Below are 23,576 nucleotides of genomic sequence, written 5' to 3'. Positions count from 1 at the left end.
TATTGTTTGTTGACGCTTGTTTGTTTAGTTTTCAAAGAGCAATTTTACAGCGTATCGCCGAGAGGCGACTTTCTTAATATACCATGTTGTTTTTATATAGTCAACAACTTTTTTACTCGGTAATTGCCTTCTTTATTTCTTTCGCCCGGCAATTGCCTTTCAGCGACGTTTTTTAATATACCAAGATAACAATACAAAGTCAATATAAATTTAAACTAACCTGTCGGACTACATAAATGGAATCATCACCTTCACAGGAGAACCTATAGGCCATCAGGTTCTAATACTCTTTTTCCTTATATACTTCATGCATTCCGCCGGCTGGGCTATTCTCCTGAAAAGCATAAATAAAATTTTATATCGTTCTTCCATTGCCTTTTTAGCAATATGGTCTATTCTCTCGTCGTCTAAATCAAACAGAATTTCTTCCATTTCCCTTTTAAGGAGATACTCAAGTTCCTTCGCTTCCTTCGCATTGACAAGCAAACCAATCATACACGAACCACTCCTGGCATGGATTTGCACATTATGGTTTACCAAAAAGTTCTATTCTATGCTGAACTTGGGATTCATATCTGGGGATTATTGTTCATAGGTATAGGACAAGGAAACCTTTGGACGGGGGAATGAAAGTGGATTTCTTTGTTATTTTAAACGGAAAGCGTTTAAAACAGGCCTTTTTGATAATCGTGTCAGCTTTATTTACAGCATGGATTGTTTATATGGAGAATCTGGTCCAGGTTCCGGTATTTTCTACAAAGGATGGCCCAAAGGCGGTATTCAAAGGGGAAAAGGATATTGCCTTGACATTTAATATTGGCTGGGGAGATGAAAAGGCGGCGCCCATATTGGATGTTCTGGAAAAAGAGAACGTAAAATCAGCAACCTTCTTTTTATCCGGCGCCTGGGCTGAACGGCATCCGGACCTTGTAAGCAGAATTTCAAAACTCGGCTATGAAATCGGCATCCTCGGTTACGGGTACGAGGATTATACGGCTATTGAGGAGGGGGCGATTCGGAAAGATCTTGCCAAAGCGCAGACTGCTTTTGGTAAATTGAATATAAAGAAATTATCACTGGTTCGCGCCCCTACAGGGCATTTTGACAAACGAACGTTGAAAATTGCCGAAAGATTTGGATTCACTGTCGTACATTGGAGTATTGATTCGAAAGATTGGACCAACCCTGGCATCAAAAAAATACAGGGCAACATTCAAAAAGCTGGCGCAGGCGACATTATCCTCCTACATGCTTCGGATTCGGCAAAGCAAACTGCAAAAGCACTTCCGGGCATCATTAAAGACTTGCAGGCACGGGGCCTAAAGTTCGTTACGGTTTCCGAGATGATCGCCAATGGCGAAGCGAAAACCGAAGAAGTTAGATAAAAAAACAAGCCGTCCTATTTGGACGGCTTGAGTTGTTTTGTTTCTTGTCGAGTTTTTTTCTCCTGCATCTTCTTCCGCTCTTCAAGCGACTTTTCATTCAGTTTGTGAAGGACAAGCAGCTGATAGCCGTTACAGACTAGCAAAGGAATCAGCATAAGGTAAAACCAGCTACCTTCATTTACCCGGAGTACAGGAACCCATTCTATGACGGTCCCGACTACCATGAAAAATAGCGCGGGAATGAACGCCTCTTTGTTTGTCTGCCTCATCTTTAGCCACGCTGCCACGAGTCCTGCGGCGAAAACAACCAGGGCCGGAATTACGTAGGAAACCGTCCCTTCTCCTTCTTTTGCAAAAGAAATATACCTTAAGTAAATTAAATCAAATAGGACAAATGCCAAAATGACGGCCTGAACGCCATTCCACAGCCGTACCGATTTAAAAATTCCCAAGCCGAAACGATGAACGGTCAAATAAGCAAAGAAACCCATTTGGCTCAATAAGCTGAATATCAATCCCACTCCGACGAGCCAAATGAGGACTGATAAGATTTCCAGGAAGTCAACATCGGTAAACAACGGTTCAAATTCGTCCCAGCGGACAATAAAACCGGTAATAACAGTTACAATTGCCCCAATCATTGAAGTGTTGATGAATAGTTTAACCCAATTACGGCTAGTCACAATTTTTCCCCCAGCATTGCATTCTTTTTCTGCTAGCCAAAAGCACAAAGACTTAATGCCAATGGCAGTTTCACTTCATTGTACCAACCGGAGCCGGAAAAATCCAGGCATTCCGATTGAGCGAATAATTACATGTATTTTTCTTCATTCTAAGGATAAGTGCCATTCTTTGAAGGGAGCTATCGGGAATGAAAAAGGTATTTATATTGCTTTTTATTGGGACAATTACCGTGGTTTCTGGCTGTGCGGCCGGGTCCAGCCAGGTTGAGAGTAAATTGAATTACGAGGAAACGAAAAAAATGCTTGTCGATATCCTCCATACGGATGATGGCAAAAAAGCAATCCATGAAATAATGACTGACGATAACATTAAAAAGCAAATGATCATGGACCAGTCCGTAGTTTCTGATACAATCCAAAAAACATTGGTTTCCAAGGAAGGAACGGATTTTTGGAAGAATTCGCTTAAAGACCCAAAGATGGCTTCAGCCTTGGCGAAGAGCATGAAAACCGAAAACGAGAAGCTTTTAAAGGACTTGATGAAAGATCCGGAGTATCGGGCGATGATGGTTGAGGTTTTTAAGGAGCCTGAAATGCAAAAAGAAATGGCAGATGCCTTAAAAGGTAAGGAATTCCGGCTCTACCTTCAGGCCGTAATAGCTGAATCGATGCAAAGCCCTCTGTTTAAAGCTGAAATGCAAGACCTTCTTTTACAGGCGGCAAAGGAGGCCACGAAAGGCGACAAAGGTGGCGGACAAGGCGGAGGAGAAGGAGGCGGTGGAGGAGGAGGCAAAGGAGATTCGTAACCAGTTTGAAAAAGCCTCTTCCGGGTTACGGAGAGGCTTTGGTTTTAATTATTCAATTTGTTGATGACTTTATCGGCTATTTGCAAATAAACAGTCCCTATTTTGTGATCCTCCTGGTAAACAGAAGGAGCAAAATCCGTTTCATCCATATCCGGCTGACCTAGCGGCAACTGGCCAAGAATCTCAGTATTTAGTGCCTCGGCAAGTTTTTCTCCGCCGCCTTTTCCGAAAATATACTCCCGTTCGCCGGACGCCTTGCTTTCAAAGTACGCCATGTTTTCAATAACGCCCAAAATTTCATGTTCTGTCCTTAATGCCATGGCGCCTGCCCTGGCAGCAACAAATGCGGCAGTAGGATGCGGAGTCGTAACGATGATTTCCTTGCAGGAAGGAAGCATGGAATGGACATCAAGCGCTACATCGCCTGTCCCTGGAGGCAGGTCAAGGAGCAGGTAATCAAGTTCTCCCCAATTAACTTCCTCAAAGAAGCTGTTCAGCATTTTACCAAGCATTGGGCCGCGCCAGATGATCGGGGCATTGTCCTCAACAAAGAATCCCATTGAAATGACTTTTACCCCAAACCGTTCCACCGGAAGGATTTTCTCATCCTTAATCAGTGGCCGTTCGGTAATGCCCATCATATCAGGAACACTGAATCCATATATATCGGCGTCAATCAGGCCGACTTTTTTACCAAGACGCGCCAGTGAAACAGCAAGGTTGACGGAAACGGTCGATTTCCCTACGCCTCCCTTTCCACTCGCAATCGCGATGAACGTGGTTTTGCTTCCCGGAGCCAATAACCCAAGATCACCGGCGTCTTCCATCGAAGCGCGATGCTTCGCCAATTCCTCTTCAGGAAGCTGGCTGAAGCGAATACCGACAGTCGACGCTCCCTGGTTTTTTAAAGCGTTAACAATTTCAGTCTGAAGCTGGAGCTGTTCGGCTGTGCCGGTCTTGGCAATCAAAACTTTCACACTGACATGGTTCTTTTCTTCCTTCACCTTAATTTCCTCGATGGCATTCAGTTCACCCAGCGATTTATGTAAAAATGGTTCCTGTAAACCGCTCAATACTTCCCGTACGATAGCCTCTGTAATCATCTACTAAAGCACCCGCCTTATTGATTTGGTTATTGCCAAACGTTGCCGGCATGTCTTTATATTATAGCATACGGCCAGGCTAGGCTGTTAAATGGCGCACACCCCGTTTTTTTTATTTCACTATTTGACAATGAAATCAAAAGAGGAGAAGGCTATGCCCTCCCCACTTATCGTTCAGTAAAAAATCGGTTGATTCCCTTATAAATGGAGGCTGCCACCATTTCCTGGTATGAATCACGCTCCAAGTTCGCTTTCTCTACTGGATTTGAAAGGAATCCCGCTTCCACAAGGACCCCAGGTATTTCCGCATTCTTTAGAATAAACACAGTGTTATGCGGCTTTTCCCTTCTTGTAGTATTCTCAAGGTTTGTCCTTAGTTCCTGTTGAATGAGCCTGGCAGCTTTTTTGTTTTCCTTTTCTTTGGAACTATAAAAAGTTTGTGCTCCGCTCCATTGCGGGCCAGGAATCGCATTTAAATGGATACTGACAAAAAAATCGGCTTCAGACTCATTGATTATTTTGAGCCTTTCCTTTAAGTCGACTGTCTTCCTGCGGCTGTAGCCCTTCATGTCCGGGGGCGCCAAATCTTTGTCCGTGTCCCTAGTCATGATGACAATCGCGCCTTGCTGCTGAAGGAAATCACGCAGTTTCAGGGATATGTTCAGGGCGATATCCTTTTCCTGCATTGGCCTTTCGCCCGCTCCTCCATCCGGTCCCCCATGCCCGGGATCCAGCAGGATCACTTTCCCGGACAGCGGCAGATGCCATGAATTCCAGGAGTGATTTTCAGAAAAATCATATTGGATAATAAAGAATAACATGATCAGCCCAATTGCAAAGGCTGCCCTCTTCACTCTTTTAATCGACACTCCACCCATCCCCTTGCCTGTCCTTTTCCATTCCACTATATGGCCGGAAAACAGGAATTAGAACAGGAATGGGGTTCTTAGTGGAGGCGGAGCTTCTGGCGGCGCATGCCTTTTTCAAACCCATCAAGCCACCATTTCCTTACGTATTGTTCACAGCTGAAATAAAGGGACTCACTGTAATACCCTTCCTCCCCTCCTCCCCAATACAAAAGGAAATTGAACAGGGTATCAATCAGGTGTGTTTCTTCAGGTTCACATCTCTCAATTGCCAGCTCAGCTTTCTCTCCGCGGTAACCAAATTTGCTGAACTGCGCCCCAAGCAGGTATGCTTCGAGCGCCACATCATAGCACGCTTCCTGGATACCCGGATTTTGCATTAGTCCGTGAGGAAGCCTTGTCGCGCCAAAATGGTCCTGCACTCGTTTCTTCAATTCATTTATTGAAAGGTCCCTTAGGACAGAACGTTCATATTTAATCTGTTTTTCCCGCCTTTTTTCATTAAAGGTTGTAATGACATTCACTGATTTCACCTCTTTGTCCTAGTGTTTATCCACGACTCGACGAGAATACCGGGAAAAGGGTTGATTCGCTTTCCAGTTTTACAACGAATTAGCAATGCTGTATTTTAAAATCAGAATAGACAGACTTTTTAAGGGGGATTTTTTATGAAAAAAGAACATGAAGTTCTATTTAACCAGTTGAAGGATTACCGGGAAGGTACACTTGGCTGCGTAGCCGATATTTCAGAGGAAGCCGCCGATATCGTTCCAGCAGGATTCAACAATAATATACGCTGGAACCTTGGCCATATTTACTTGGACCAATTGCTTTGGATTAAACATCTCACAAAAGAGCCGATTGAGATCCCGGAAGGGTTCAACGATTGGTTCGGTTTTGGAACTAGCCCTGCGAGTTGGACAAGCCAGCCACCTTCCCTTGAGGAATTGAAGCAGCTACTTGCCGGCCAGCCGGAGTGGATTGAGGCGACATACGGGGACAGGCTTGAGGAGACTTTCCCGGAAACCGAATCCGGCATGCATACCATCGCCCAAGTGCTTGTGCGGACAATTTACCACGAAGGAATCCATCTCGGAGCCATTATCGCACTGAGAAAATTCATTTAAACCACAGATAAAAGAAAGGCAGGCCTATTTTCCAACAAATAGACCTGCCTTCCTCTGTAGATACTTTTCACTCAGGATTTCTTTATCAAAAGGAATCCCTCTTCAAATTTTTATTCATTTACTACATGTTTTCGACATTAATATTTATAAGATTGTCCACCATCGATTGGAATAACGGCTGCGTTAATGAAGTTGGCTTGGTCGGACAGCAGGAATGCCACTAAATATCCCACTTCTTCCGGTTTACCGAAGCGTTTCATTGGGTTTGGCTCAACAAATTGTTTCCCTACTTCTTCCCAATTGTCCGGATCCATTTGTTTTAATGAACCTTCTACCATTGGCGTCATGATTGCGCCTGGTGCAATAGCTTTGATGCTGATTCCGTATTGGCCATACTCAATTCCTGAGTTTCTTGTTAATCCGACGACGCCGTGTTTACTGGCCGCATAACCAGATTGGTTTCCTACCCCACGAATACCACCAACGGAAGCCGTATTCACAACCGAGCCAAATCCTTGTTCTCTCATGACTTTCAATACGTGTTTTAAACCATAAAACACACCATTTAAATTGACACTTACTACTTTTTGGAATTCATCAATGCCAAAATCCTCTGTTAGGTTTTGTTTTCCTTCAATCCCTGCGTTGTTGAAGAAACCATCGATTTTCCCGAATTTTTCAACCGTTTCGTTTACATAGTTTTCAACTGCTTTTTCATCTGCAACATTTGCAGTGATACGCAATACTTCTGAGTTTGGTGCAACTTCCAGCACTTTACTTTTTGTTTCTTCTAATGAAGCAGCGTTTAAATCAACGAGAGAAAGTTTCGCGCCTTCCTTTGCTACTTGTAAAGCAGCGGCTTGGCCTAATCCAGATCCCGCACCTGTAATTAATACGACTTTGCCTTCAAAACGATTGCTCATGATGATTATCCTCCCTTGTTGTACTTTTCTTAATAAAACACATACTATCGTAAGATATTTGGAATGATTGTATACCCCTGTTAACAAAATATCACCCAGTAAAATATCTTTAATTAAAATATCTTTAATTGATAGTATATTTTAATTATATATCTAATGAAAAATTTATCAATTAAAAGGTCTTATCCTATTTAAGCCTTTTATGGAAGAATCGACCGGGCGTATGGTCGTTATTCACTAGCTTCCTCAACACAAAAACAGGCTTTCTCATCACAAATGAGATAGCCTGTAAAGGTCGATCTTTCAAGTTAGTTTGCAGATCCAAAATTACTTCCCGACAATATATAGGGAATTGCAGATTTAATAAATTCCTCGGGGGATACCTCTTTGCTATTTCTCCGCCATTCAACAGAAGCCCCGTAAATACCCCAACTCAGCATGACAGCGGTAACCTTTAAGGATTGCTTTTCTTCAGTTGGACGTTGTTTTAACAGTAGTTTATAAAAAATGACTTCAAGCTGTTCCCTTATAATTCGGGCAATGGTATCTTCATATCCTCTATGGCAACGAGTGGATAAGGACTTTTGAAAATTCGTGATCGCCTTGAAAATGTTAACCAAAGCCTCTTCATTCAACCCGTTATTCTGGTAGTAATTACAATCCAAATTAACTAACAATACTTCTGATAATACCTTTTCCAATAAGTCATATATATCCTCAAAATGATAATAGAATGTGGCGCGATTAATCAAAGCCTTGGAGGTAATATCCTTAACAGTAATATCCTTAAATTCCTTTTCTCCTGAAAGGTCAATGAAAGAATCCATTATTAATTTGCGAGTACGCAGCACTCGGGGGTCCGTCTTTGATTGAATCATTTGTTTTCCACGCCTACTTTCTAAACAATTTCTTCAATGTGTTGTATAAACGACAAAACCGCGGAACTATTGGTGTTGGTCATGTTCATTATGACTTAAGATTCAATTGTAAGGCAAATTTTCAACTTTGCCCCAGAAAATATAAGGCGTTTCTTAAAACAAAGGAGGAAAATTGAATTGAAAAATAATAACATGATTTGTGATTTGGAAACCGGCATTTGCGGAGTGGCTGAGGAAGAGGATATGGAGATTATTGATTTTAGCATACCAGAAAAAACCATTACCCTTTATTATGTGACGGATCCGATTTGTTCCCATTGCTGGGCGATTGAACCCGTGCTGCGCCGTTTTATAAAGCAGTATGGTGATTATTTTAACTTTCATACAGTTATGGGCGGTTTGCTGGAAAAGTGGCATGACGGACCTATCGACCCTGCGAACGGCATTTATAAACCCGCCGATGTTGCGGGCCACTGGAGGGAAGTTGGAGAATATTCAAGGATGCCAATCGATGGGACTTTAATGATTGATAATCCAGTGCAATCTTCCTACCCGCCTTCTCGTGTATTTAAGATCATTCAAAAAAACCATAATGAAGCTATGGCATTTGAATTTTTGCGCCGCGCGCGGGAAGCACTTTTCGCATTTAATCAAAATATTTCTGAACCATCCGTTATGATTGAAATCGTAAATAAACTTGGACTTGATGGGAAAGCCATTGTAAATGAAGCTGAACAACTCGTTGGACAACAATTATTGAATGAAGATTTTGCTCTTACCAGAAGCCTGGGAGCAAGGGGTTTCCCAACCATTATCATGATCAATGAGGAAAATAAAGGGGTGAAAATCGTTGGGGGCCGTCCGTTTGAATACTATGTTGACGGTTTAAAACAAGTTCTGAATCTGGAAGAACTAAAACCAAAACAACAGCCATCTCTTTCTGCTTTGCTTGAAGAGGAAAAACTCTTATTTTCCAAAGAAATTGAAGTCATGTATGATATCGAACAATCAGATGTTAACTCATTCATTGAAAAGGAATTGACACTGTTAACTTACGAGGCTAAGGAAATTCTGGGTGAGACCTATATTGTGAAAAAGTAGCAATAAACGAAAAGATCTGTAACCGATCTAAGGTTTACAGGTCTTTTTTAGGTTCTTCACTACAAAGAGTGGTTTTCTTGAATTCTTTATTTACGCTACAGGCACTTCGCTTTCCGCGGGCAGTCCGGGAGCCTCCTCGGCGAAACCCATGCCTGCGGGGTCTCCCCTGGCCAGCTTTTCCCGCAGGACATTGAATGGCATCCCTGAAATTACCCACGCACGAAGGAAATGCGTAGCATTTACGAGGAGTCTTCGCGCCTTCCGCTCCAATCGTCATACTACTGTTTTATATTTAATTAACTCATTCTTGTTTTTCCATAACTACTGATTGTGCCTGTCATCCACATAGGTGCATTCCATTTACAATCACACCTTTTAATAAAACAAAAACAGGCTATCCCACCGTAGAGGGGATAGCCTGTAGACATTGATATAAAAACGATATTAACGCTTCGAGAACTGAGGAGCCCTACGTGCGCCTTTAAGACCGTATTTCTTACGCTCTTTCATGCGGGCGTCACGAGTAAGAAGGCCTGCGCGCTTAAGAGTTGGACGGAATTCTGGGTCAGCTTGCAGCAATGCGCGTGCAATGCCGTGGCGGATAGCGCCAGCTTGGCCAGTGTAGCCGCCGCCCTTAACGTTTACAAGGATGTTGTAGCTGCCAAGAGTTTCAGTAGCAACAAGCGGCTGCTTAACAACTTCACGCAACGCTTCGAACGGGATGTAGTTAGTGATTTCACGATCATTGATTAGGATTTGTCCATTGCCTGGAACTAGACGTACGCGGGCAACGGAGCTTTTACGACGGCCTGTGCCGATATATTGAACTTGTGCCAAGTTAATACCCTCCCTTTATTATCCGCGAAGTTCGTAAACTTCTGGTTTTTGTGCTTGGTGCGGATGCTCGGTGCCTGCATAAACGTGCAGCTTTTTGAACATTTGACGGCCAAGAGAATTTTTTGGAAGCATGCCTTTAATAGCAAGCTCGATCATTTTCTCAGCATAGTTAGTGCGCATTTCAAGTGCAGTCCTTTGCTTAAGGCCGCCTGGATGCTGGGTGTGGCGGTAGTAGATTTTGTCATGAAGCTTGTTTCCAGTCAAATGGACCTTGGAAGCATTCAAGATGATTACATTGTCACCAGTATCAACATGCGGTGTGAAAGTTGGTTTGTTTTTTCCACGTAGAATTGCTGCAACTTCGGAAGCAAGGCGTCCAAGAGTTTTGCCTTCAGCATCAACTACGTACCATTTACGCTCGATATTGTTGGCGTTCGCCATAAATGTTGTACGCATGGGTTTCCCTCCTAATTAAATCCGAAAAATATTGGTTCGCGCTTCTAACCGTTTATCCATGGTGCCGGCTCTGTTCCGGGAGCGGCGCAGGAATGGCTTTGCGCATCAAGTTCATGTTCATATATTCTTAATCACGATGAGGCTTTCCGGGGCTTTATCGTGGGATTAAAATACATACATATGATATAATAAATGCTTGCGGGCATATTGTCAAGAAAATATTATACACCAGGTTTAGTTGTTTTACTTTCTTCACCCGAATCCTCATAAAATACTTCCCAAAGATACAGGCCGTGCGCCGGGGCGGTTTTTCCCGCGAGCCTCCTGTCCCTGGCCGAAACAAGGGCAGGAATATCCGCGGGTTCCCTGGCGCCTGTGCCAACCTCAATCAGCGTCCCTGTAAGAATTCTGACCATATTATACAGAAACCCATTTCCCCTGAAACTCAGGACTAGGCAATCATCTTCCTTCTTAAAGCAAATACCGGTAATCGTCCTTACTTTATCGGCCACTTCCGTATTGGAAGCGCAAAAGCTTGAGAAATCATACGTTCCAATAAGATGCCGGGCCGCTTCCTCCATTTTCGCCATATCAAGTGGAAACGGGTAATGGTATGCATAATTCCGGTTAAACGGGTTTTTCTGTTTACCGAGATAAAGAATATAGCGGTACTCCTTCCCGGCCGCATCGAAGCGCGCGTGGAAGGACGGGGTCACCTTTTCAACCGAGAGGATCGCGATTTCCCCGCCAAGCATGGAATTTAAAGCTTGTGGCCAGCGGTCGGGCGGAATGGGAAGGGAAGAGTCAAAATGGATGACCTGCCCTTTCGCATGGACGCCAGCGTCGGTCCTTCCTGAAGCTGTGATCTTGACCGCTTCACCTTTATGAATTTTTTTCAGGACGGCTTCGATTTCTCCCTGTACTGTACGCTTTCCAGGCTGGACTTGATAGCCGGCAAAGCCTGTCCCATCATACGAAACTATGCATTTATACCGTTGCATGTCTACCCTCCATCAGGACCTTAGGAGAACAAGGGCAATGGCCAGAAGCAAAAGCAGGCCGATTTGCAGTGTATCAAGCGGCTTCCAGTGCAGCTGGCGGAACCGCGTCCTTCCCTCGCCGCCCTTGTAGCCCCTTGCTTCCATAGCTGTCGCCAAATCCTCGGCCCGTTTGAATGAACTTACAAACAATGGAATTAAAAGCGGAATAATTGCTTTAACACGTTCCTTGATCGGCCCACTCGCAAACTCGACTCCACGCGCCGTCTGGGCTTTCATGATTTTATCCGTTTCCTGCATAAGGGTCGGAATGAACCGCAGGGAAATCGACATCATCAATGCCATTTCATGGACTGGGAAGCGGATTTTCTTCAATGGGTTCAACAGCACTTCCAGGCCATCTGTAATCTCGATAGGAGTTGTTGTCAATGTCAATAGGGATGTGACTAGAATGAGGAAGAAAAACCGCATCGAGATAAATATCCCTTGCCTGATTCCTCCTTCGTATATTTTCATAAACCCAAGATCAACGACAACTTCCCCTTCTCTTGTCAAAAACAGATGGAGGAGCAGCGTAAAAATGACAAGGAAAAAAATCGGTTTCAGTCCCTCATAAAGGAACCTGAATGGGATTTTCGACAATCCCAGCAAATAAAATGTATAAAGGCCCAGCAATACGTATGTTAGGACATTATTCGCAATGAATACAATGCCGACAAAGGCAAAGACGAGAATTAGTTTTGACCGTGGGTCCATTTGGTGGACCGCTGAATCGGCAGGGACATAGCGCCCAAAAATCATTTTCTCCATCATGGCTGGCCACCCCCGTTATACCCGGCAAGCGCATCGGCCAGCTCTTCTATTGTCAAATAGGTCCTGCCAAGTTTAACGCCCATTTTTTCTTCCCACTTTAGCTGGAAGCGCACGGCTTCAGGTACATCAAGGCCTAGCGAGACCAGTTCAGCCGGATTTGAAAAAATTTCTTCAGGCGTCCCGATTCTAACCGTCCTGCCCTGGTGCAGTATGGCGATTTTATCCGCATAGCGAGCGGCATCCTCCATGCTGTGCGTTACCAATATAGTCGACAGCCCCCTGTCCTGGTGAAGACGGTAAAACATATCCATAATTTCTTTCCTTCCGCGAGGGTCCAATCCTGCGGTTGGTTCATCAAGTACAATCACTTCAGGCTCCATTGCCAGGACCCCTGCAATGGCGACACGCCGCATTTGACCTCCGGATAAATCGAAGGGTGACTTCTGTAAAATGTCTTCTCCAAGGCCTACCTGGCTGATGGCAACCCTTGCCCTTTCCTTTGCTTCAGCTTCCGATACGCCGAAGTTCATTGGCCCGAAGCAAATGTCTTTTTCCACCGTTTCCTCAAAAAGCTGATGTTCAGGGAATTGGAAGACAATCCCGACCTTTTGCCGGACCGCCTTCAGGTTCTTTTCTTTTTTTCCCGCCTGTATGGTCCGGTCCCCGATCGTGACGCTTCCAGCAGTCGGCTGGAGCAGGCCGTTTAGATGCTGAAGGACAGTCGATTTGCCAGATCCGGTATGCCCTATGATGGCCAGATAAGTGCCTTTCGGGATTTCTATTGAGACATCACTTACAGCCAGCCTTTCAAATGGTGTGCCCGCCTGGTACTTGTACTCTATATCTTTGAGTGAGATGTCCATAGTTCCGTCACCAACTCTTCTTCAGACAAATAATTTTTCGGCAAGTTTACCCCTTTTCCGGCTAAAGCCTTCCCCATTTTAACCGCAAACGGAATATCAAGGCCGAGAGAGACAAGTTCTTCGTCAAGCGCGAATATTTCCTCCGGAGTACCCTCACGGTAAACCTTGCCCTTGTTCATGACAATTATCCTGTCAGCCTTCGCGGCTTCATCAAGGTCATGTGTTATCGATATAACGGTTAAGGATTCCTCATCTTTCAAAAGCCTTACCGTTTCAAGTACTTCTTCCCGTCCTCTTGGGTCAAGCATCGAGGTTGCTTCATCCAAAATGATGATGGATGGCCTTAGCGCTAAAACCCCTGCAATCGCCACCCTTTGCTTTTGCCCGCCGGAAAGATGGTGCGGCTCTTGATCAAGAAATTGTTCCATTTTAACCTTCGCCAAAGCTTCCGGCACTCGGACGGCCATTTCCTCCTGCGGGATGCCGTTGTTTTCCAAACCAAAAGCCACATCATCCTTTACAGTCGTCCCGACAAATTGATTGTCCGGGTTTTGGAAAACCATTCCGAGTTTTTTGCGGATATCCCAGACTGTTTGTTCTCCGAGCGGCATTCCTCCAACAATAATGGTTCCTTTTTGCGGATATTGCAGCCCATTCAACAGCCGGGCCATTGTGGATTTCCCAGACCCGTTATGCCCCACGATCGCAAGCCATTCACCTTCATACACTTCAAAGCTGACATCCTCGATTGCATATTTATCCGCGTTGCTATATTGGAACGATACATTCTCAAGCCTGATAATCGGTTTTTTCACCGGGCCATCCTCCTCTCGGCTCGCCTTTTCTCTCTCTGCTCGAATATTACTCCACAAAAGCAAAAAAAGCCTGCACCCCGCCCCCCTTCAGATCCAGGATCTGATGCAATACAGGGTTTCTTTTTGAGAAACGGGAGGGGTGCATGAGCTAGACGGGACAGGAAAAGAATGCAGGCTTTTATGCAAAGGGATACTGCAATCTTCCGGGAGTTGGGCCAAACCCGGCCCACCGGTCATCTTTTCGATATTCCTGCCCATCGTAACGCTCTTTTTGGCTTGTGCGGCAAAACTATTCATTTCATCCTGAAAGCGGAGGATTCCGCTTTTCTTCTGGCCAGCTCCGGCGCCGTTCAACGGGCACTTTCGCTTTTCTTCGGTCTAGCTCCAGCGGAGGCCGCTTTCGCTTTTCTTGTAAAAAAGGCAAGAAACAAGTTTCATGAAACTGTCCCTTGCCTTCTTAACGGTGTATTAAACTAGCTCGATGATGACCATTGGTGCACCGTCGCCGCGGCGAGGACCAATTTTCATGATGCGAGTGTATCCACCTTGGCGCTCTGTGTAACGAGGAGCGATGTCAGCAAACAATTTTTGTAGTGCATCGGTGTTGTTTTCGACGTCTGCTACTTCGTTGCGGATGTAAGCGGCTGCCTGGCGGCGTGCATGCAAATCTCCGCGCTTTCCAAGAGTGATCATCTTTTCTACAACAGAACGCAGTTCCTTCGCACGTGTTTCAGTTGTCTGGATACGTTCGTTAATAATTAGGTCAGTTGTAAGGTCACGAAGCATCGCTTTACGCTGGGCGCTTGTGCGGCCTAATTTCCTGTATGCCATGAAGGGTTCCCTCCTTTGTTGAAGTCAGTAAAGGCTTGCTGGCTTTGCCGGACTAGTCGTCCTTGCGCAGTCCCAATCCAAGCTCTTCTAGTTTCGCTTTAACTTCCTCGAGCGATTTGCGGCCAAGGTTGCGCACCTTCATCATATCTTCCTCGGTCTTGTTGGCAAGTTCCTGGACAGTATTGATTCCCGCGCGCTTCAGGCAGTTGTAAGAACGAACCGATAGGTCGAGTTCTTCAATCGTCATTTCGAGGACTTTTTCTTTTTGGTCTTCTTCTTTTTCAATCATGATTTCGGCATTTTGCGCTTCATCGGTCAATCCGACAAAGATATTCAAATGCTCAGTCAAAATCTTTGCTCCGAATGCGATAGCTTCCTGTGGACCTGTGCTGCCGTCTGTCCATACGTCGAATGTCAATTTATCGTAGTTGGTCATTTGCCCAACACGTGTATTTTCCACCTGGTAGGACACACGGGAAACCGGAGTGTAGATCGAGTCAATCGGAATAACGCCGATCGGCTGGTCTTCTCTCTTATTCTGGTCAGCTGGCGTATAACCGCGTCCGCGCTTTGCAGTCAGCCGCATGCGAAGATGTCCGTTTGAACCTAATGTGGCAATATGGAGATCAGAGTTCAGGATTTCAACATCACTGTCATGGGTGATATCGCCCGCCTTGACCTGGCCTTCGCCTTTCACATCGATTTCAAGCGTTTTTTCTTCATCGGAGTATATTTTCAGTGCGATTTTCTTAATGTTTAAGATAATGGATGTGACATCCTCAACGACGCCTTCAATTGTTGAAAACTCATGAAGTACACCATCTACCTGGATCGATGTAACCGCAGCACCTGGGAGTGATGATAGTAGGATACGACGTAAGGAGTTACCCAGAGTTGTACCATATCCACGCTCAAGTGGCTCTACGACGAACTTCCCGTATTTGGCATCATCGCTGATCTCAACCGTTTCGATTTTTGGTTTTTCTATTTCGATCATCAAATATACCCTCCTTCAAAACGTCGAAAACCCGGCCGGTCATTGCCCAACCGAAATTCCCCCTGTATTCGTCCCTGTTTGTGCACAACAACTGGAATATTGATTCTGCATGAACGAAAAATGGTATCATATCCCATTATAGACAGGGATACAATTTCTATACAGAAAAATTACACACGACGGCGTTTTGGCGGACGGCAACCATTATGCGGAACTGGTGTAACGTCTTTGATTGCAGTAACTTCAAGACCTGCAGCCTGAAGAGCACGGATGGCAGCTTCACGTCCGGCGCCAGGGCCTTTTACAGTTACTTCAAGAGTTTTCAAGCCATGTTCCATTGATGTCTTGGCAGCAGTTTCAGCAGCCATTTGCGCAGCGTATGGAGTGGATTTGCGGGAACCCTTAAATCCAAGCGCACCTGCACTTGACCAGGAAATAGCATTACCATGTACATCGGTGATGGTAACAATCGTATTGTTAAATGTTGAGCGAATGTGAGCGATACCGGATTCGATATTCTTTCTCACACGGCGTTTGCGAGTATTAGTTTTACGTGCCATTTGTAAGTACCTCCTTTACTGATTACTTCTTCTTGTTCGCTACAGTTTTACGTGGGCCTTTACGCGTACGGGCATTGTTCTTCGTGTTTTGTCCACGAACAGGCAACCCACGGCGATGGCGCAAACCACGGTAGCTTCCGATTTCCATCAGGCGCTTAATGTTAAGTGAAACTTCACGGCGAAGGTCACCTTCCACTTTCAGCTTGTCAACGATGTCACGAATCTTGTTCAATTCGTCTTCAGTCAGATCGCGTACACGAGTGTTTTCGGAAACGCCCGCTTCGGCAAGGACCTTTTGTGCAGTGTTTTTACCGATACCATAGATGTAAGTTAAAGAGATAACCACACGTTTTTCACGCGGAATATCTACACCAGCAATACGTGCCATAAGTTAACGCACCTCCTTCTTTATTAACCTTGTTTTTGTTTATGTTTAGGGTTTTCACAAATAACCATAACTTTCCCGCGTCTGCGGATAACTTTGCACTTTTCGCAGATCGGTTTTACAGATGGTCTGACTTTCATTATCCTAACCTCCTTAGCAGTACGGAGTGCAATCGGCTTATTTGAAGCGGTAGGTAATCCTGCCGCGTGTTAAGTCGTATGGGGATAGCTCCACTGTTACTTTATCGCCAGGCAGAATCCTGATGAAGTGCATACGGATCTTGCCTGAAACGTGGGCAAGGATCGTATGGCCATTTTCTAATTCTACCTTAAACATGGCGTTTGGCAAAGTTTCAATTACCTTGCCTTCAATTTCAATTACATCATCTTTAGCCATCGAATTCGTCTCCCTTCTCTTCATCTGTCAGGCGTTCATTTAAAAACCTTGTAAGTGCGAAGCGCAGCTTTCCATTCGTCACGCTGCCTGTCTCGATGATACTGTCATAAACTTCCGGAGCTATGCGGTCAACCAGTTGGAGATGACGTATATTCTTTCTCTTCGGGCGAGTGTTTTTAAGCTTCCCGCCATCAGCGACAAGAACTGAATGCTCATCAGCCAACTTTATAATTATAACATACAGGCCAGCGCCGCGTCCGCTTTTAACAAGAGCGATTTGACCCGGAACAGGGCCAGGAATTCCATCACAGTTTTGTGAGAATTTCAAAGCCTGCCTCCGTAATGGCAATCGTATGTTCAAAATGGGCGCAGTATTTGCCATCAACTGTTACAACTGTCCAATCGTCAGCCAGTGTTTTTACATACCGGCTGCCCGCATTTACCATCGGTTCAACTGCCAGCACCATGCCAGGCCTGAGCCGAGGGCCTTTGTTTGGCGGTCCATAATGCGGAACCTGAGGTTCCTCATGTAAGTCTTGCCCGACACCGTGGCCTACATACTCGCGCACGATTGAAAAACCGTTTTCTTCCACATACACCTGAATTGCATGCGAGATGTTTGTGAGACGTTCGCCTGGCTTAGCCTCTTCCAGCCCTTTATACAGGGACTGTTCCGTCACTTCCAAAAGGCGGGATGTTTCCCCGTCTATTTTGCCGACCGGATAGGTCCAGGCCGAGTCACCGTGATAACCGTTGTATTTGGCTCCGATATCGATGCTGATGATATCTCCCTCTTTTAAGATCCGGTCCCCTGGTATACCGTGCACAAGTTCTTCATTGACAGAAGCGCAAATGCTTCCGGTAAAACCGTTGTACCCTTTAAAAGATGGAATCGCATCGTATTTGCGGATTACTTGTTCTGCAATGCGGTCCAGTTCATTCGTGGTAATCCCCGGAGCTATATGTTTCTTTAGCTCTTCATGGGTCAACGCCACAATCCTGCCCGCTTCTCGCATGATTTCCAGCTCACGGGGCGTTTTGCAAATGATCATTATTTCAAGCCCCCAAGCAATGTCTGGATGTCAGCAAAAACCTCGGAGATTTCACGCTGTCCATCGATATTGCGCAAGTAGCCTTTTTCAGTGTAGAAATCAAGCAATGGCTTCGATTGCTTTATGTTCACGTCAAGCCTGTTCTGGACGGTATCTGCGTTATCGTCCGCCCTTTGATAAAGCTCTCCGCCGCAGCGGTCGCAAACTCCCTCAACAGCCGGAGGATTGAAAACAAGATGGTAGGTCGCACCGCAATTTTTGCAAATACGGCGGCCTGTCAGGCGTTCCATTAAAATGGACTGGTCGACATCAATGTTGAGCACAAAGTCTATTTTTTTGTTTAGCCCTTCCAGGATGCTTTCAAGAGCTTCAGCCTGGGGAACGGTCCTTGGGAAACCGTCTAGCAAGAAGCCATTTTCACAGTCTTCCTTGCTTAGCCTTTCGCGAACAATGCCAATCGTCACTTCATCCGGGACAAGAGCCCCTTCATCCATGTAGGCCTTTGCCTTCAGCCCCAATTCCGTACCTTCCTTCATGGCGGCGCGGAACATATCTCCAGTTGAGATATGGGGGATTCCATACTGTTCTACGATTTTTTCCGCCTGAGTGCCTTTTCCCGCACCCGGCAGACCCATTAATACTAAGTTCATTCACTTACCCCCTTGGGGATTAAGTGGTTTTAGGGAACTTAGCGTCCCCAAAACCAACCTTACTTAATAAAGCCTTTGTAATGGCGTTTGACCAGCTGGGCTTCAAGCTGTTTCATCGTTTCAAGCGCGACCCCTACCACGATCAGAAGGCTCGTACCGCCAATTTGCGCTGATTGCGGAAGGTTTGCCACCTGGATAAAAACAACTGGAAGGACAGCGATCACTGCCAGGAAGATCGCTCCGACAAATGTCAGGCGATAGAGCACCCGTGTGAAGTATTCCTGTGTTGGTTTGCCTGGGCGAATTCCTGGAATATAGCCGCTCTGCTTCTGCAGGTTTTCTGCTGCCTGTTCCGGATTCACTTGGATAAACGCATAGAAATACGTAAACGCGATGATCAATGCTGCATATAGCACCATCCCGATTGGGTGGGTATAATCAAATACCCGTTGGATCCAAAGCGTCACATCATTTGTTGGAAAAAAGGATGCAATCGTCTTTGGCGTAATTATGAATGATACTGCGAAAATGACCGGGATAACCCCAGCCGCGTTAACTTTCAACGGCATATGAGTGGACTGGCCGCCAACCGGCGTACGTCCCGCGGTCATCCTTTTTGCATATTGGATTGGAATTTTCCTTGTTGCCTGCTGGATGAAGATTACGCCAACAACAATGGCGATGACAGCCAGAACAATAAGGAGAACAGTCAGAATGCGGATGAACAAGTCATCTTTTACATCCTGGAACTGCTGAATGTAAATTTGGTTGACAGTAGTCGGAATTCCGGCTGCAATTCCTGCGAAGATGATGATTGAGATCCCGTTACCTACACCTTTTGCCGTGATTTGCTCACCGAGCCACATTAAGAAGGCCGTACCGGCTGTCAGGACTGTCGCGATCAGCAAGTACGTTCCGATTCCAGAGCTTTCAATCAACTGGCCCTGCGCCATGTTGTTAAACCCGTAGGACATGCCTAAAGCCTGGATAAATCCAAGCACGATTGTGAAATAACGGGTAAATTGGGCAAGCTTCCTTCTTCCCGCATCCCCTTGCTTTGACCACTCTGTGAACTTCGGCACAACATCCATCTGCAAAAGCTGGATGATGATTGAAGCAGTGATATAAGGCATGATGCCCATTGCAAGAATGGAGAAGTTTTTCAATGCCCCTCCTCCAAATGTATTCAGTACTCCGAATACACTGAATTGATCCTGGGCTTTGAGTATATCAGCATTGACATTTGGAACCGGAATAAAAGTTCCGATACGGAAGATTAATAACATCAAAAGGGTGAATAGAATTTTATTCCTTATTTCACCCACGCGCATAAAATTGGAGATTGTCCGGAACATTAAATCACCTCAGTGTTTCCACCGGCAGCTTCGATTGCTTCCTTGGCAGCAGAGGAAAATTTGTGAGCTTTTACAGTCAATTTTTTCTCAACGTTCCCTTTTGCAAGAATCTTGATTCCTGCTTTTTCATTCCTGACAAGGCCAGTTTCGATAAGAAGTTCTGGAGTTACTTCTGTACCGTCTTCAAAGCTGTTCAGGGCATCAAGGTTTACAATCGCATATTCCTTGCGGTTGATGTTCGTGAATCCACGTTTTGGCAAACGGCGGAATAAAGGCGTCTGTCCACCCTCGAATCCTAGGCGTACACCGCCACCGGAACGGGCTTTTTGACCCTTATGTCCCTTACCTGCAGTTTTTCCGTTGCCGGATCCGATACCGCGGCCTTTACGCTTGCGCTCTTTGCGGGAGCCTTCTGCTGGCATTAATTCATGAAGTTTCATTTGGGCACCTCCTTAAGAAAGAATGAATCGTTTATTGTTCTTTAACCGAAACAAGGTGGGCAACCTTATTGATCATTCCGCGGATAGCCGCGTTGTCCTGTTGCTCAACTGTCTGGTTCACTTTTCGCAAGCCGAGAGCCTTAACTGTTTCGCGCTGGTCCTGTGGACGGCCGATTACGCTTTTAGTGAGGGTAATTTGCAATTTGTTAGCCATTTGATTTCCCTCCCTTATCCTAACAGTTCTTCTACTGATTTTCCGCGAAGTTTCGCAACATCTTCAGCACGCTTAAGTTGCTTAATGCCGTCAATAGTAGCGCGAACTACGTTGATTGGCGTGTTCGTTCCAAGCGATTTTGAGAGGATGTCGGAAATACCCGCAAGTTCAAGTACCGCACGGACAGGTCCGCCAGCGATAACTCCTGTACCTTCATAAGCAGGCTTCAAAAGGATTTCGCCAGCTCCGAAGCGGCCGATTACCTGATGGGGGATAGTCGTTCCAACCATCGGCACGGAAACCAGGTTTTTCTTTGCATCTTCGATTGCCTTACGGATTGCATCAGGAACTTCCTGTGCTTTACCAGTGCCGAAACCGACATGGCCATTTTTATCTCCTACTACGACAAGAGCAGTGAAACGGAAACGGCGTCCGCCTTTAACAACCTTCGCAACACGGTTGACCGTAACTACGCGTTCTTCAAGTTCAAGTTTGTTTGGATCAATGCGACGCATCTTTGTGTGTCCCTCCTTTGTCTATTAAAATTGCAAGCCGTTTTCGCGGGCAGCATCAGCAAGTACTTGAATGCGGCCATGGTAGAGGTACCCTCCGCGGTCAAAGACTACTGAAGTGATGCCTTTTTCGACTCCGCGCTTCGCAATAAGCTCTCCGACTTTTTGCGCAGCATCTTTGTTTCCGGAAACTTCAGATCCGAAATCTTTATCCATTGTCGAAGCACTCGCTAGAGTAACTCCGTTCACATCGTCGATTAACTGAGCGTAGATGTGTTTGTTGGAACGAAACACATTCAGACGGGGACGGGCAGCTGTTCCGCTAAGCTTAGAACGGACGCGTGCATGTCTTTTCTTACGGCTCACGTTTTTATCAAGCTTCGTAATCATTTACGTCACTCCTTTCGTATTACTATGCGGCATTACTTACCTTTTTTACCTTCCTTACGGCGGACAACTTCGCCTTCATAGCGAATCCCTTTGCCTTTGTAAGGCTCTGGAGGACGGACGCCACGGATGTTTGCAGCAAGTGCTCCGACACGTTCTTTGTCGTAGCCTCTAACGATTACCTTTGTATTTGCAGGCACTTCGATTTCAAGTCCCTTTTCAGGCTCGATTTCAACCGGATGGGAATATCCAACGTTAAGTACAAGTTTGTTGCCCTGCTTGGAAGCACGGTAACCAACCCCTACTAACTCAAGGCCTTTTTCGAAGCCCTTGGACACACCTTCAACCATGTTGGCAAGTACGGCGCGTGTTGTGCCATGCAATGCACGGATTTCTTTAGCATCGGATGGGCGTGTAATCGTAACAGTATTGTCTTCTACGAGGATGCTGATTTCTGGGCTGAAAGAACGAACCAACTCGCCTTTCGGTCCTTTAACTGTAACAGTGTTTTTATCTAGAGTAACCGCAACTCCTGCTGGAATTTCGATTGGTTTTTTTCCTATGCGAGACATTTAGTGCACCTCCATTCATTCAGAAACTTTCTTACCAGATGTATGCTAATACTTCTCCGCCAATTTGCTTTGCACGGGCTTCTTTATCAGTAACGACACCCTGTGATGTTGAAACAAGGGCGATTCCAAGGCCGTTCAATACGCGAGGCACTTCTGTTGATTTTGCATAAACACGAAGGCCAGGCTTGGAAATCCTCTTGAGGCCAGTGATAACGCGCTCGTTGTTTGCACCGTACTTAAGGAAGATACGGATGATGCCTTGCTTATTGTCTTCAATCAGCTCTACATCACGCACGAAACCTTCACGCTTCAGGATTTCAGCGATTTCTTTTTTGATATTGGAAGCAGGTACTTCCAGCTTTTCATGGCGAACCATGTTCGCATTACGGATGCGGGTAAGCATATCTGCAATTGGATCTGTCATGACCATTATTTTTACCTCCTTCCCAGACTTGGGGTTTACCAGCTAGCTTTTTTCACACCAGGAATCTGGCCTTTGTATGCTAATTCACGGAAACAAATACGGCAAAGCTTAAATTTGCGGTATACAGAGTGTGGACGGCCACAGCGTTCGCAGCGGGTATACTCTTGCACCTTATATTTAGGCGTGCGTTTTTGCTTCGCAATCATTGACTTTTTAGCCACGTTTTCGCCTCCCTTATTAATAGATTACTTCTGGAACGGCATTCCAAACTGAGTTAAAAGTTCACGTGCTTCTTCATCAGTGTTGGCTGTCGTAACAATAACGATATCCATTCCACGGACTTTGCTTACTTTATCGTAATCAATTTCAGGGAAGATCAATTGTTCTTTCACACCAAGAGTGTAGTTGCCGCGGCCATCGAATGCTTTCTTGGAAATACCGCGGAAGTCACGCACACGTGGCAGAGAGACTGAAATTAATTTGTCCAGGAATTCGTACATGCGCTCTCCGCGTAAAGTAACTTTCGCTCCGATTGGCATGCCTTCACGAAGGCGGAAGCCAGCGATAGACTTTTTCGCGCGGGTAACGACTGGCTTTTGGCCAGTGATGCTTGTAAGTTCCTCAACAGCATTGTCCAGGGCTTTTGCATTCGCGACTGCATCGCCAACACCCATGTTTACAACGATTTTCTCTACTTTTGGAACCTGCATTACAGATTTATAGTTGAACTTGCTCACTAGAGCAGGAGTGATCTCTTTAACATACTTTTCCTTTAGGCGGTTCATCTATTGTACCTCCCTTCTTCATGAACTATTTATCTAATACTTCACCGGATTTTGTTACGCGTACTTTTTTGCCACCAACGGTTTTATGTCCTACACGGCTTGGTTTGCCGGATTTGTCGATTGGCATGACGTTTGATACGTGTACAGGTGCTTCCTGGCTGCTGATGCCACCTTGGGGATTCGCTTGAGAAGGCTTTGAGTGCTTCTTGACGATGTTGACTCCCTCAACAAGGACACGGCTTTGTTTCGGATAAGCTTCCAGGATTGTACCTGTTTTGCCTTTATCCTTGCCAGAGATGACCATTACTTTGTCACCTTTTTTTACGTGCATCTGTGCGCACCTCCTTAAAGGCATTTAAGAT

39 protein-coding genes are annotated in these 23,576 nt (G+C 45.5%); 6 read left to right on the top strand and 33 right to left on the bottom strand.

The window, feature by feature from the left end; translation table 11 throughout:
- Positions 1-273: 273 nt before the first annotated feature.
- A complete protein-coding gene (locus tag DRW41_RS21070; protein WP_115454000.1) occupies positions 274-495 on the bottom strand; it encodes a hypothetical protein in 222 nt (73 codons plus the stop codon).
- A gap of 137 nt (positions 496-632) precedes the next feature.
- Here DRW41_RS21070 and pdaB point away from each other — a divergent pair, with 137 nt between their 5' ends.
- Positions 633-1,385: a polysaccharide deacetylase family sporulation protein PdaB gene (gene pdaB, locus DRW41_RS21065; RefSeq protein ID WP_115453999.1), complete on the top strand. Its 753-nt coding sequence runs from the start codon at positions 633-635 to the stop codon at positions 1,383-1,385.
- 14 nt (positions 1,386-1,399) lie between these two features.
- Here pdaB and DRW41_RS21060 read toward each other — a convergent pair whose 3' ends face one another.
- Positions 1,400-2,068 carry a KinB-signaling pathway activation protein gene (locus DRW41_RS21060; RefSeq protein ID WP_115453998.1) on the bottom strand — a complete coding sequence of 223 codons (669 nt, stop codon included), beginning with the start codon at positions 2,066-2,068 and terminating at the stop codon, positions 1,400-1,402.
- A gap of 188 nt (positions 2,069-2,256) precedes the next feature.
- Here DRW41_RS21060 and gerD point away from each other — a divergent pair, with 188 nt between their 5' ends.
- Positions 2,257-2,874, top strand: coding sequence for a spore germination lipoprotein GerD (gene gerD / locus DRW41_RS21055; RefSeq protein ID WP_115453997.1), 618 nt, complete (start codon positions 2,257-2,259; stop codon positions 2,872-2,874).
- 44 nt (positions 2,875-2,918) lie between these two features.
- Here the strand turns inward: gerD and salA are convergent, their stop codons facing one another.
- From salA to DRW41_RS21040, 3 genes are all read right to left on the bottom strand, one after another.
- A complete protein-coding gene (salA, locus tag DRW41_RS21050; RefSeq protein ID WP_115453996.1) occupies positions 2,919-3,977 on the bottom strand; it encodes an iron-sulfur carrier protein/transcriptional regulator SalA in 1,059 nt (352 codons plus the stop codon).
- A gap of 167 nt (positions 3,978-4,144) precedes the next feature.
- Positions 4,145-4,798 carry an N-acetylmuramoyl-L-alanine amidase CwlD gene (gene cwlD / locus DRW41_RS21045; RefSeq protein WP_281272343.1) on the bottom strand — a complete coding sequence of 218 codons (654 nt, stop codon included), beginning with the start codon at positions 4,796-4,798 and terminating at the stop codon, positions 4,145-4,147.
- A 125-nt stretch (positions 4,799-4,923) separates the two neighbouring features.
- A complete protein-coding gene (locus DRW41_RS21040) occupies positions 4,924-5,367 on the bottom strand; it encodes a YbaK family protein (RefSeq protein ID WP_115453994.1) in 444 nt (147 codons plus the stop codon).
- A gap of 144 nt (positions 5,368-5,511) precedes the next feature.
- Here DRW41_RS21040 and DRW41_RS21035 point away from each other — a divergent pair, with 144 nt between their 5' ends.
- On the top strand, positions 5,512-5,970 hold the full coding sequence (locus DRW41_RS21035) for a DinB family protein (protein ID WP_115453993.1): 459 nt from the start codon (positions 5,512-5,514) through the stop codon (positions 5,968-5,970).
- A gap of 137 nt (positions 5,971-6,107) precedes the next feature.
- On the opposite strand, the gene DRW41_RS21030 is transcribed toward DRW41_RS21035, so the two are convergent.
- Together DRW41_RS21030 and DRW41_RS21025 are read right to left on the bottom strand one after the other, a co-directional pair.
- Positions 6,108-6,893: an SDR family oxidoreductase gene (locus DRW41_RS21030; protein WP_115453992.1), complete on the bottom strand. Its 786-nt coding sequence runs from the start codon at positions 6,891-6,893 to the stop codon at positions 6,108-6,110.
- Positions 6,894-7,201: 308 nt separating this feature from the next.
- Complete coding sequence (locus DRW41_RS21025; protein ID WP_115453991.1) at positions 7,202-7,771, bottom strand: TetR/AcrR family transcriptional regulator; 570 nt, start codon at positions 7,769-7,771, stop codon at positions 7,202-7,204.
- A 177-nt stretch (positions 7,772-7,948) separates the two neighbouring features.
- Here DRW41_RS21025 and DRW41_RS21015 point away from each other — a divergent pair, with 177 nt between their 5' ends.
- Positions 7,949-8,872, top strand: a complete 924-nt coding sequence (locus DRW41_RS21015) for a DsbA family protein (RefSeq protein WP_115453989.1) — start codon at positions 7,949-7,951, stop codon at positions 8,870-8,872.
- A 90-nt stretch (positions 8,873-8,962) separates the two neighbouring features.
- On the opposite strand, the gene DRW41_RS23180 is transcribed toward DRW41_RS21015, so the two are convergent.
- Complete coding sequence (locus DRW41_RS23180; protein ID WP_181884662.1) at positions 8,963-9,142, bottom strand: hypothetical protein; 180 nt, start codon at positions 9,140-9,142, stop codon at positions 8,963-8,965.
- Positions 9,143-9,189: 47 nt separating this feature from the next.
- Between DRW41_RS23180 and DRW41_RS23940 the strand changes: the two genes are divergently transcribed.
- Positions 9,190-9,303: a CVP-CTERM putative sorting domain-containing protein gene (locus tag DRW41_RS23940; protein WP_500684490.1), complete on the top strand. Its 114-nt coding sequence runs from the start codon at positions 9,190-9,192 to the stop codon at positions 9,301-9,303.
- A 13-nt stretch (positions 9,304-9,316) separates the two neighbouring features.
- On the opposite strand, the gene rpsI is transcribed toward DRW41_RS23940, so the two are convergent.
- The 6 genes from rpsI to DRW41_RS20985 form a co-directional block, all read right to left on the bottom strand.
- Entirely contained in the window at positions 9,317-9,709 is a 393-nt protein-coding gene (gene rpsI / locus DRW41_RS21010) for a 30S ribosomal protein S9 (RefSeq protein WP_115453988.1), read from the bottom strand.
- A gap of 18 nt (positions 9,710-9,727) precedes the next feature.
- Positions 9,728-10,165, bottom strand: a complete 438-nt coding sequence (rplM, locus tag DRW41_RS21005; RefSeq protein ID WP_115453987.1) for a 50S ribosomal protein L13 — start codon at positions 10,163-10,165, stop codon at positions 9,728-9,730.
- Between the two features lie 221 nt (positions 10,166-10,386).
- Positions 10,387-11,166 carry a tRNA pseudouridine(38-40) synthase TruA gene (gene truA, locus DRW41_RS21000; protein ID WP_115453986.1) on the bottom strand — a complete coding sequence of 260 codons (780 nt, stop codon included), beginning with the start codon at positions 11,164-11,166 and terminating at the stop codon, positions 10,387-10,389.
- A 12-nt stretch (positions 11,167-11,178) separates the two neighbouring features.
- Entirely contained in the window at positions 11,179-11,976 is a 798-nt protein-coding gene (locus tag DRW41_RS20995; RefSeq protein WP_115453985.1) for an energy-coupling factor transporter transmembrane component T family protein, read from the bottom strand.
- On the bottom strand, positions 11,973-12,839 hold the full coding sequence (locus DRW41_RS20990) for an energy-coupling factor ABC transporter ATP-binding protein (RefSeq protein WP_115453984.1): 867 nt from the start codon (positions 12,837-12,839) through the stop codon (positions 11,973-11,975). The genes DRW41_RS20995 and DRW41_RS20990 overlap by 4 nt, the downstream gene beginning before the upstream one ends.
- Complete coding sequence (locus tag DRW41_RS20985) at positions 12,815-13,654, bottom strand: energy-coupling factor ABC transporter ATP-binding protein (RefSeq protein WP_115453983.1); 840 nt, start codon at positions 13,652-13,654, stop codon at positions 12,815-12,817. Before DRW41_RS20985 ends, DRW41_RS20990 begins: the two co-directional genes overlap by 25 nt.
- A gap of 168 nt (positions 13,655-13,822) precedes the next feature.
- On the opposite strand from DRW41_RS20985, the gene DRW41_RS20980 reads away from it, so the two are divergent.
- Positions 13,823-14,131 carry a hypothetical protein gene (locus tag DRW41_RS20980; protein ID WP_115453982.1) on the top strand — a complete coding sequence of 103 codons (309 nt, stop codon included), beginning with the start codon at positions 13,823-13,825 and terminating at the stop codon, positions 14,129-14,131.
- Here the strand turns inward: DRW41_RS20980 and rplQ are convergent.
- From rplQ to rplX, 19 genes are all read right to left on the bottom strand, one after another.
- Entirely contained in the window at positions 14,123-14,485 is a 363-nt protein-coding gene (rplQ, locus tag DRW41_RS20975) for a 50S ribosomal protein L17 (protein WP_115453981.1), read from the bottom strand. The two genes, DRW41_RS20980 and rplQ, sit on opposite strands and share 9 nt — an antisense overlap.
- A 52-nt stretch (positions 14,486-14,537) precedes the next feature.
- The gene (locus DRW41_RS20970) at positions 14,538-15,482 is read right to left on the bottom strand and encodes a DNA-directed RNA polymerase subunit alpha (RefSeq protein WP_115453980.1); all 945 of its coding nucleotides are present in this window, start codon (positions 15,480-15,482) and stop codon (positions 14,538-14,540) included.
- Between the two features lie 170 nt (positions 15,483-15,652).
- Positions 15,653-16,042: a 30S ribosomal protein S11 gene (gene rpsK / locus DRW41_RS20965; protein ID WP_053364791.1), complete on the bottom strand. Its 390-nt coding sequence runs from the start codon at positions 16,040-16,042 to the stop codon at positions 15,653-15,655.
- A gap of 22 nt (positions 16,043-16,064) precedes the next feature.
- Positions 16,065-16,430, bottom strand: a complete 366-nt coding sequence (gene rpsM, locus DRW41_RS20960; RefSeq protein ID WP_115453979.1) for a 30S ribosomal protein S13 — start codon at positions 16,428-16,430, stop codon at positions 16,065-16,067.
- Between the two features lie 23 nt (positions 16,431-16,453).
- Entirely contained in the window at positions 16,454-16,567 is a 114-nt protein-coding gene (gene rpmJ, locus DRW41_RS20955; RefSeq protein WP_000868344.1) for a 50S ribosomal protein L36, read from the bottom strand.
- Between the two features lie 37 nt (positions 16,568-16,604).
- Positions 16,605-16,823, bottom strand: coding sequence for a translation initiation factor IF-1 (gene infA, locus DRW41_RS20950; RefSeq protein ID WP_048823029.1), 219 nt, complete (start codon positions 16,821-16,823; stop codon positions 16,605-16,607).
- The gene (locus tag DRW41_RS20945) at positions 16,816-17,151 is read right to left on the bottom strand and encodes a KOW domain-containing RNA-binding protein (RefSeq protein ID WP_245959518.1); all 336 of its coding nucleotides are present in this window, start codon (positions 17,149-17,151) and stop codon (positions 16,816-16,818) included. Before DRW41_RS20945 ends, infA begins: the two co-directional genes overlap by 8 nt.
- On the bottom strand, positions 17,129-17,875 hold the full coding sequence (map, locus tag DRW41_RS20940; RefSeq protein ID WP_115453978.1) for a type I methionyl aminopeptidase: 747 nt from the start codon (positions 17,873-17,875) through the stop codon (positions 17,129-17,131). The genes DRW41_RS20945 and map overlap by 23 nt, the downstream gene beginning before the upstream one ends.
- Positions 17,875-18,525 (bottom strand): adenylate kinase, encoded by a 651-nt coding sequence (locus DRW41_RS20935; RefSeq protein ID WP_115453977.1) that lies wholly within the window; start codon positions 18,523-18,525, stop codon positions 17,875-17,877. Before DRW41_RS20935 ends, map begins: the two co-directional genes overlap by 1 nt.
- 59 nt (positions 18,526-18,584) lie before the next feature.
- Entirely contained in the window at positions 18,585-19,880 is a 1,296-nt protein-coding gene (secY, locus tag DRW41_RS20930) for a preprotein translocase subunit SecY (RefSeq protein ID WP_115453976.1), read from the bottom strand.
- Positions 19,880-20,320 carry a 50S ribosomal protein L15 gene (gene rplO, locus DRW41_RS20925; RefSeq protein ID WP_115453975.1) on the bottom strand — a complete coding sequence of 147 codons (441 nt, stop codon included), beginning with the start codon at positions 20,318-20,320 and terminating at the stop codon, positions 19,880-19,882. Before rplO ends, secY begins: the two co-directional genes overlap by 1 nt.
- Positions 20,321-20,351: 31 nt before the next feature.
- The gene (gene rpmD, locus DRW41_RS20920) at positions 20,352-20,534 is read right to left on the bottom strand and encodes a 50S ribosomal protein L30 (protein WP_059174140.1); all 183 of its coding nucleotides are present in this window, start codon (positions 20,532-20,534) and stop codon (positions 20,352-20,354) included.
- A 14-nt stretch (positions 20,535-20,548) separates the two neighbouring features.
- The gene (rpsE, locus tag DRW41_RS20915) at positions 20,549-21,049 is read right to left on the bottom strand and encodes a 30S ribosomal protein S5 (RefSeq protein ID WP_115453974.1); all 501 of its coding nucleotides are present in this window, start codon (positions 21,047-21,049) and stop codon (positions 20,549-20,551) included.
- A gap of 24 nt (positions 21,050-21,073) precedes the next feature.
- On the bottom strand, positions 21,074-21,436 hold the full coding sequence (gene rplR, locus DRW41_RS20910; protein ID WP_115453973.1) for a 50S ribosomal protein L18: 363 nt from the start codon (positions 21,434-21,436) through the stop codon (positions 21,074-21,076).
- Positions 21,437-21,468: 32 nt separating this feature from the next.
- On the bottom strand, positions 21,469-22,005 hold the full coding sequence (rplF, locus tag DRW41_RS20905; protein ID WP_115453972.1) for a 50S ribosomal protein L6: 537 nt from the start codon (positions 22,003-22,005) through the stop codon (positions 21,469-21,471).
- Positions 22,006-22,036: 31 nt separating this feature from the next.
- Positions 22,037-22,435, bottom strand: a complete 399-nt coding sequence (rpsH, locus tag DRW41_RS20900; protein WP_115453971.1) for a 30S ribosomal protein S8 — start codon at positions 22,433-22,435, stop codon at positions 22,037-22,039.
- A gap of 29 nt (positions 22,436-22,464) precedes the next feature.
- Positions 22,465-22,650 carry a 30S ribosomal protein S14 gene (rpsN, locus tag DRW41_RS20895; RefSeq protein WP_009499044.1) on the bottom strand — a complete coding sequence of 62 codons (186 nt, stop codon included), beginning with the start codon at positions 22,648-22,650 and terminating at the stop codon, positions 22,465-22,467.
- A gap of 24 nt (positions 22,651-22,674) precedes the next feature.
- Entirely contained in the window at positions 22,675-23,214 is a 540-nt protein-coding gene (gene rplE / locus DRW41_RS20890; RefSeq protein WP_115453970.1) for a 50S ribosomal protein L5, read from the bottom strand.
- 25 nt (positions 23,215-23,239) lie between these two features.
- Positions 23,240-23,545 carry a 50S ribosomal protein L24 gene (gene rplX, locus DRW41_RS20885; protein ID WP_115453969.1) on the bottom strand — a complete coding sequence of 102 codons (306 nt, stop codon included), beginning with the start codon at positions 23,543-23,545 and terminating at the stop codon, positions 23,240-23,242.
- Between the last annotated feature and the right edge of the window lie 31 nt (positions 23,546-23,576).

This window comes from Neobacillus piezotolerans (assembly GCF_003362805.1).
Taxonomy (GTDB): domain Bacteria; phylum Bacillota; class Bacilli; order Bacillales; family Cytobacillaceae; genus Bacillus_D; species Bacillus_D piezotolerans.
This window is presented reverse-complemented; position numbering and strand designations above follow the sequence as displayed.